Below are 7,639 nucleotides of genomic sequence, written 5' to 3'. Positions count from 1 at the left end.
GCCGGGCCGCGGCCCGGCCGGCGCTCTCGTCGAGACGGGCGACCGGCGGCTGTTCCAGGTCGTCGGGCTCGATCGCGGTGACCGAGAGCCGCTTCAGGCCCCGGTCGGCGCCCACGAACTCGGCGACGTACGGGGACGCCGGGGTACCCAGCACCGCCCCGGGCGTGTCGTACTGCTCGATACGGCCCTGCCCGTACACGGCGATGCGGTCGCCGAGCCGTACGGCCTCCTCGATGTCGTGCGTGACCAGCAGCACCGTCTTGCGCACGGCCGCCTGCATCCGCAGGAACTCGTCCTGCAACTGGTCCCGCGTCACCGGGTCGACCGCCCCGAACGGCTCGTCCATCAGCAGCACCGGCGGGTCGGCGGCCAGCGCGCGCGCCACGCCGACCCGCTGGCGCTGGCCGCCCGACAGCTGGTCCGGATAGCGCGGGCCGAACGTCTTCGGGTCCAGGCCCACCAGGTCGAGCAACTCGGCGGCCCGCGCCCGCGCCTTCGCCCTCTTCCAGCCGACCAGGGTGGGCACGGTCGCCGTGTTGTCGAGGATCGTGCGGTGCGGGAAGAGGCCCACCTGCTGGATGACGTAACCGATCCGTCGCCGCAGCCGCACCGGGTCGACCCGCGCGATGTCCTCGCCGTCGACGAGGATCCGGCCGGAGGTCGGCTCGATGAGACGGTTGACCATCATCATGGTCGTCGTCTTCCCGCAGCCTGACGGCCCCACGAGCGTGACGAGTTCACCCTCGGCCACCTCGAAGGAGAGCCCGTCCACGGCGGTCGTGCCGTCCGGATACCGCTTGGTGACCTGCTCGAACCGGATCATTGCCTCACGCTAACCGCGCCTGTCACTCTCCGCTCACCAGCACCACCTCAAGGGTGCGGGGACCGTGCACCCCCTCGACCCGGTCGAGTTCGATGTCGCTGGTGGCCGACGGACCCGAGATCCAGGTCAGCGGGCGGGCCGGGTCGACGCGCTCCAGGCCCTGGGGCACGGAGGACACGACCTGGCCGGGGACGCGTACGACGCAGATGTGGTGGTCCGGGACCAGCGTGATCCGGCGGCGGCCCTGGTCCGGGCCGCCGTCGAGGACGATGGTGCCGGTCTCGGCGATGGCGACGGCGCACGCCGTGACCACGCTGTCGACGCGGTCCAGTTCGGCCGGGGTGTCCGCGGCACGGTCGGGCACCCGCGTGACCTCCGTGGCCGCCAGCCAGTGCGGGTCGAGGCCCGCCGGCACGACGACCGACGCCGCACCCCGCCCGTCCAGCAGCCGGGCGATCGTCGCGGCCAGCTCACCGGCCGTACAGCGGTGCACGAGAGCCCGGTAGTCCGCCAGGTTCTCCGCCAGCAGATCCACCGTCCGCGCGACACTCCGGTCCCCGTGCTCGCGCAGATACCCGCGCTCGAAGGCCTGCTCGTACGGCGTGTCGTCCCGCGGGACGTCGGCGATCGCACGCCGCACCCGGGCCAGGATCAGATCCCTGCTGCTCACTTCGACGCGTCCTTTCCGCCCTGTGTCCGCTGCCACCAGTCGCGGAACGGCTCCGCGGGAACCGCCGGCAGCGACCGCGTCTCGCTCCACGCCTTGCCGGGACCGGGCAGCGTCCGTGGATGGAAGCGGCGCGTGCGGGACGCGGCCCGCTGGCCCGTGCGCAGCACGCCCGGATGACTGAACGCCCACCGCGCGGCGCGCATCGCCGCACGCTCGGCGGCGTGCCCCTTCGCGGGCTTGAGCACGACCTTGGCGCCCTCGCGGGTCACGGCACCGCCCTGCACGACCCGTTCCCGCAGGTGCACCAGCACCTCCGGGATGTCGATCGCCACCGGGCACACGTCGTAGCAGGCACCGCACAGCGACGACGCGTACGGCAGGGAGGCGTCGATCTCGCTGCCGGTGCCCCGGAGCTGGGGGCTGAGGATCGCGCCGATCGGGCCCGGGTAGACCGAGCCGTACGCGTGGCCGCCCGCCCGCTCGTACACCGGGCAGACGTTGAGACACGCCGAGCAGCGGATGCACCGCAGGGCCTGGCGGCCCACCTCGTCGGCGAGCGTGTCGGTGCGCCCGTTGTCGAGGAGGACCAGGTGGAAGGTGCGGGGGCCGTCGGCGCTCTCGGAGTCCGTCGTGCCCGTCCACGTCGACGTGTACGGGTTCATGCGCTCGGCCGTCGAGGAGCGGGGGAGGGTCTGGAGGAAGACCTCCAGGTCCTGCCAGGTCGGCACGATCTTCTCGATGCCGACGACCGAGATCAGCGTCTCGGGGAGGGTGAGGCACATCCGGCCGTTGCCCTCGGACTCGACCACGACCATGGTGCCGGTCTCGGCGACCATGAAGTTGGCGCCCGACACGCCGACCTTGGCGCGCAGGAACTTCTCGCGCAGATGCAGGCGCGCCGCGTCGGCCAGCTCGGCGGGCGTGTCGGTCAGTCCCTCCGGAGCCGGCCGCCCCCACTCGCTCATCTCCCTGGCGAAGATGTCGCGGATCTCGCCGCGGTTGCGGTGGATGGCCGGGACGAGGATGTGCGAGGGCCGGTCCTTGCCCAGCTGCACGATCAGTTCGGCGAGGTCGGTCTCGTAGGCGCTGATGCCCTCGGCCTCCAGCGCTTCGTTGAGGCCGATCTCCTGCGTGGCCATCGACTTGACCTTGACGACCTCGCTCTCGCCGGTCGCCTTGACGAGGTACGTGACGATGCGGTTGGCCTCGTCCGCGTCGGCGGCCCAGTGCACGGTGCCGCCCGCCGCCGTGACCGACTCCTCCAACTGCACCAGATACCGGTCGAGATGGCGGAGCGTGTGGTCCTTGATCTGCTTGCCGGCCTCGCGCAGCTCGGCCCAGTCGGAGACCTCCGCGACCGCCTTCTCCCGCTTGGCGCGGATGGTGTGCGTCGCGTGCCGCAGGTTGCCGCGCAGGGTTTCGTTGTGGACGGCCTCGTGCGCGGCCTTCGGGAAGGCCGGCATCCCGAGATAGGTGCCACCGCTCATGCGCCCGGCTCCTGTCCGCTGTCCCTGTTCATGCCGTCGGCCCCTCTTCCGTACTCGCTTCCGTACTCGCCAGGATTTCCGCGATGTGCACCGGGCGCATGTCCGTGCTGAGCCGGGTCATCGTGCCGCCGATGTGCATCAGACAGGAGTTGTCGGCGGCACACAGCACGTCGGCGCCCGTCGACTCGGCGTTGCGGACCTTGTCGGCGCCCATCGCCGCCGACACGTCGGCGTTCTTGAGGGCGAAGGTGCCGCCGAAGCCGCAGCACTCGTCGGCGCCCGGCAGCTCCTTCAGCTCAAGTCCCTTGACGGACCTGAGCAGCCGCAGCGGCCGGTCGCCCAGACCGAGACTGCGCAGTCCGTGACAGGTGGGGTGGTAGGTGACGGTGTGCGGGTAGTACGCGCCCACGTCCGTCACGCCCAGCACGTCCACCAGGAACTCGGTGAGCTCGTACGTCTTCGGCACGACCGGTGCGAGGGTGGCGGCGAGGCCGTCCCCGCGTCCCTCGGCGCGCGCCCGCTCGCCCATCCGCGGATACAGCTCGCGCACCATCGCGCCGCACGACCCGGAGGGGGTCACGATCGCCTCGTACCCACCGAACACCTCGGAGAAGTGCCGGGCCAGAGGCTCGGCCTCGTGCCGGTACCCGGTGTTGTAGTGCGCCTGCCCGCAGCAGGTCTGCGCCATCGGGAAGTCGACCTCGACGCCCAGCCTGGTCAGCAGCTTCACCACGGCCCGGCCCGTGTCCGGATAGAGCGTGTCGTTGACACAGGTCAGGAACAGGGCGACACGCATCGCGGCTCCTTGGGGTTGGTGGTCGGATGACTGCACGGTACGCGGCGCTGGGCTTGGCCGGAATGAGCGGCGGTGACTGTTGAGTGTTGGCTGCGGGTCGGGTGTGGCTGGTCGCGCAGTTCCCCGCGCCCCTTTCGGGGCGCGCCGGTGCCGGGGGCGGGAACTTTTGTCATCGGGCGGTCAGGCGGTCCTCGGCTGCCTGCCAGGTCGCCGTGGTGCCCTGTGGCTCGTAGCGGGTCAGTGGCTGGGTACGGGACAGGAGTTCGCGCATCTCCGCGCGGTCGCCGACCTGGCCGTGGGCCCGCGCCTGCACCAGGACGTTGCCCAGTGCCGCCGCCTCCGCCGGGCCCGCCACCACGGGCAGCCCGCAGGCGTCGGCCGTGAGCCGGCACAGCAGGGCGTTGCGGGCGCCCCCGCCGACGATGTGCACGACGTCGACCGGGTGGCCGGCCAGCTCCTGTGCCTCGAAGACCGCCCGGCGGTGGGCGAGCGCCAGCGAGTCGAGGATGCAGCGGGTGATCTCGGCCCGGGACCCGGGCACGGGCTGCCCCGACTCCCGGCAGGCGTCGGCGATCCGGGACGGCATCCGGCCGGGGGCCAGGAACGCCGCGTCGCCCGCGTCCACCACGGACCGCAGCGCCGGCACCTCGGCGGCGGCCGACAGCAGCTCTCCCAGGTCGGGGTGCCCCCATTCCCGTACGCACTCCTGGAGCAGCCAGAGCCCCATGATGTTCCGCAGGTAGCGGACCGTGCCGTCCAGGCCCAGTTCGTTGGTGAAGTTCGCCGCGCGGCTCGCCTCGGTGAGGACGGGTGCCGTCAGCTCCAGGCCCGCGAGGGACCAGGTGCCGGTGCAGATGTACGCGAACCGCTCGCCCGCGGCCGGGACGGCGGCGACCGCCGAGGCGGTGTCGTGGGAGCCGACCGTCGTCACCGGTACCGGACCGGTCAGCCCGGTCTCCTCCAGGACGCTCTGCCGCAGCAGACCGGCCGGGTCGCCGGGCCGCCGCAGCGGTGCGAACAGCTCCAGGTCGATGCCGAGGCGCGCCGCGACGTCGTACGACCAGTCGCCGGTGCGTGGGTCGATCAGCTGGGTCGTGGAGGCGTTGGTGAGCTCCGTGCCCGCCTCGCCCGTGAGCCAGTACGCCAGCAGGTCGGGGATGAGGAGCAGCCGCTTCGCGTGGGCCAGTTGGGCCGTGGAGCGGGCCGCCACCAGCTGGTACAGCGTGTTGAAGGGGGCGTACTGGAGTCCGGTGGCCGCGTACAGCTCGGCGGCGGGCACGGTGGCCCACACCTGCTCCGCGACGCCCTGCGTGCGGGGGTCCCGGTAGTGCGCCGGGTTGCCGAGCAGCGCCCCGTCGGCGTCGAGCAGGCCGTAGTCCACGGCCCAGCTGTCGATGCCGACCGAGTCGACGTGCCCGGCCGCGCGCAGCCCGTCGAGGACCCCCGCGTACAGCGCGAGGATGTCCCAGCGCAGTCCTTCGGGGGTGCGCACCGGCCGGTTCGGGAAGCGGTGCGCCTCCGTCAGGTCCAGCGAGTCGGGGCCCACGCGGCCGACCATGACGCGCCCGCTGGACGCGCCGAGGTCGACCGCGGCGTACGACTTCACAGCCGCCCGGCGGGTCACGTTCGTCATCGGAGGAACGCGGCGGCGACACCGGCGTCGACCGGGACGTGCAGTCCGGTGGTGTGGGTGAGGTCGCCGCCCGTCAGGGCGAACACGGCGTTCGCGACGTGCTCGGGGAGGACCTCGCGCTTGAGGATGGTCCGCTGGGCGTAGAACTCGCCGAGCTTCTCCTCCTCGATGCCGTAGGTGGCCGCGCGCTGGGCGCCCCAGCCGCCCGCGAAGATCCCCGAACCGCGGACGACGCCGTCGGGGTTGATGCCGTTGACCCGGATGCCGTGCTCGCCCAGCTCGGCGGCGAGCAACCGCACCTGATGGGCCTGGTCGGCCTTCGTGGCCGAGTAGGCGATGTTGTTCGGACCGGCGAACACGGCGTTCTTGGACGCGATGTAGATGACGTCCCCGCCGAGTTCCTGCGCGATCATCACCCGGGCCGCCTCGCGCGAGACGAGGAAGGAGCCGCGGGCCATGATGTCGTGCTGGAGGTCCCAGTCCTTCGCCGTGGTCTCCAGGAGCGGCTTGGAGATGGAGATGCCGGCGTTGTTGACGACCAGGTCGACGCCGCCGAAGGCGAGGACCGCCGCCTTGAAGGCCTCGGCGATCTGCTCCTCGGAAGTCACGTCGACGGTGACGGCGACGGCCTTGTCGGGACCGCCGAGCGCGGTGGCGACCTCGGCCGCGTTCTCCGCGTCGAGGTCCGCGATCACGACACAGGCGCCCTCGGCGACGAGCCGTTCGGCGATCGCCTTGCCGATACCGCTGCCGGCGCCCGTCACGAGCGCGACCCGCGTGGCGAGCGGCTTGGGCGCGGGCATCCGCCGGAGCTTGGCCTCTTCGAGGGCCCAGTACTCGATGCGGAACTTCTCGGACTCCTCGATCGGCGCGTACGTCGAGACGGACTCCGCGCCGCGCATCACGTTGATCGCGTTGACGTAGAACTCGCCGGCCACGCGCGCGGTCTGCTTGTCCTTGCCGAAGGAGAACATGCCGACCCCGGGAACGAGCACGATCGCCGGATCGGCGCCGCGCATCGCGGGGGAGTCGGGCAGGGCATGCCGCTGGTAGTAGGCGGCGTACTCCTCGCGGTACTCGGTGTGCAGCTCCTTCAGCCGCGCGACCGCCTCGTCCAGCGACGACGTCGGCGGCAGGTCGAGGACGAGCGGCCTGACCTTCGTACGGAGGAAGTGGTCGGGGCAGGAGGTGCCGAGGGCGGCGAGCCGCGGGTGCTCGGCGCTCGCGAGGAAGTCGAGGACGACCTCGGAGTCGGTGAAGTGGCCGACCTGGGGCCGGTCCTGCGAAGCCAGCGACCGGACAACGGGGGCGAGCGCCGCGGCCCGCTCCCGCCGCTCGGCGTCACCGAGGGCCGCGTATCCCTCCAGTACGGGGCCGAAGGGCTCGGCCTTCCCGCGCTCGACGAGGAACCTCTCGGCGGTACGGATGATGTGCAGCGAGTTGCGCTCGCACTCCTCGGCGGTGTCGCCCCAGGCGGTGATGCCGTGCCCGCCGAGGACACAGCCGATCGCCTGCGGGTTGGCCTCCTTGACGGCGGCGATGTCGAGACCGAGCTGGAAGCCCGGCCGCCGCCACGGCACCCACACGACACTGTCCCCGAAGCACTCGGCGGTCAGCTTCTCCCCGTCGGCCGCGCAGGCGAGCGCGATCCCGGAGTCGGGGTGCAGGTGATCCACATGCGCGGCGTCCACGAGCCCGTGCATGGCGGTGTCGATGGACGGTGCCGCGCCACCCTTCCCGTGCAGGCAGTAGTCGAACGCGGCGACCATCTCGTCCTCGCGCTCGACGCCCGGGTAGACGTCCTTGAGGGCGAGCAGCCGGTCGAGCCGCAGCACGGCGAGCCCGCCCTCGGTCAGGGTGCCGAGGTCGCCCCCCGACCCCTTGACCCACATCAACTCGACGTCACCGCCGGTCACGGGGTCGGTGTCGGTGCCCTTCGCGGAGGTGTTGCCGCCCGCGTAGTTGGTGTTACGAGGATCGACGCCAAGCCGATTGGACCGACCCAACAGAGCAGCGGCTTCGGGATGGGGTGCCATGTACCTGGTCCTTAAAGAGAGAGTGTGAACAAATGCTCGTGCCCCGTGAGGGGCGCGGGGAACGGCGCGACCAGCCACATACGACGGCCACCCGGCCACCGCCCTCCGCCCCAACGGCGAGGAGGCCGCCGAGGCTCGGCCCCGGCCGGGGGGCGCGGGGAACGGCGCGACCAGCCACATACGACCCGCAGCCC

6 protein-coding genes are annotated in these 7,639 nt (G+C 72.1%); all 6 read right to left on the bottom strand.

Going from position 1 to position 7,639, the window contains the following annotated elements:
- The coding region (locus AOK01_RS04240) for an ABC transporter ATP-binding protein (protein ID WP_245702079.1) at positions 1–823 on the bottom strand (823 nt) is incomplete at its 3' end.
- Positions 824–845: 22 nt separating this feature from the next.
- Complete coding sequence (locus tag AOK01_RS04235; protein ID WP_055508515.1) at positions 846–1,493, bottom strand: LutC/YkgG family protein; 648 nt, start codon at positions 1,491–1,493, stop codon at positions 846–848.
- Entirely contained in the window at positions 1,490–2,980 is a 1,491-nt protein-coding gene (locus AOK01_RS04230) for a LutB/LldF family L-lactate oxidation iron-sulfur protein (RefSeq protein WP_245702077.1), read from the bottom strand. The genes AOK01_RS04235 and AOK01_RS04230 overlap by 4 nt, the downstream gene beginning before the upstream one ends.
- A 28-nt stretch (positions 2,981–3,008) precedes the next feature.
- Positions 3,009–3,776, bottom strand: a complete 768-nt coding sequence (locus AOK01_RS04225; RefSeq protein WP_055508513.1) for a (Fe-S)-binding protein — start codon at positions 3,774–3,776, stop codon at positions 3,009–3,011.
- Positions 3,777–3,945: 169 nt separating this feature from the next.
- Positions 3,946–5,382 carry a rhamnulokinase gene (locus tag AOK01_RS04220; protein ID WP_055508526.1) on the bottom strand — a complete coding sequence of 479 codons (1,437 nt, stop codon included), beginning with the start codon at positions 5,380–5,382 and terminating at the stop codon, positions 3,946–3,948.
- Positions 5,383–5,405: 23 nt separating this feature from the next.
- Positions 5,406–7,445, bottom strand: a complete 2,040-nt coding sequence (locus AOK01_RS04215; RefSeq protein ID WP_055508511.1) for a bifunctional rhamnulose-1-phosphate aldolase/short-chain dehydrogenase — start codon at positions 7,443–7,445, stop codon at positions 5,406–5,408.
- Positions 7,446–7,639: the final 194 nt, after the last annotated feature.

The organism is Streptomyces aurantiacus (assembly GCF_001418335.1).
Classification (GTDB): Bacteria; Actinomycetota; Actinomycetes; order Streptomycetales; family Streptomycetaceae; genus Streptomyces; species Streptomyces aurantiacus.
The sequence above is the reverse complement of the archived record's forward strand: the minus strand, read 5'-3'. Positions and strand labels throughout refer to the sequence as shown.

Excerpts from the sequence above, each read along its gene's own strand:
- AOK01_RS04230 (WP_245702077.1), bottom strand. The coding sequence starts at position 2,980 with ATGAGCGGTGGCACCTATCTCGGGATGCCGGCCTTCCCGAAGGCCGCG.
- AOK01_RS04225 (WP_055508513.1), bottom strand. The coding sequence starts at position 3,776 with ATGCGTGTCGCCCTGTTCCTGACCTGTGTCAACGACACGCTCTATCCG.
- AOK01_RS04215 (WP_055508511.1), bottom strand. The coding sequence starts at position 7,445 with ATGGCACCCCATCCCGAAGCCGCTGCTCTGTTGGGTCGGTCCAATCGG.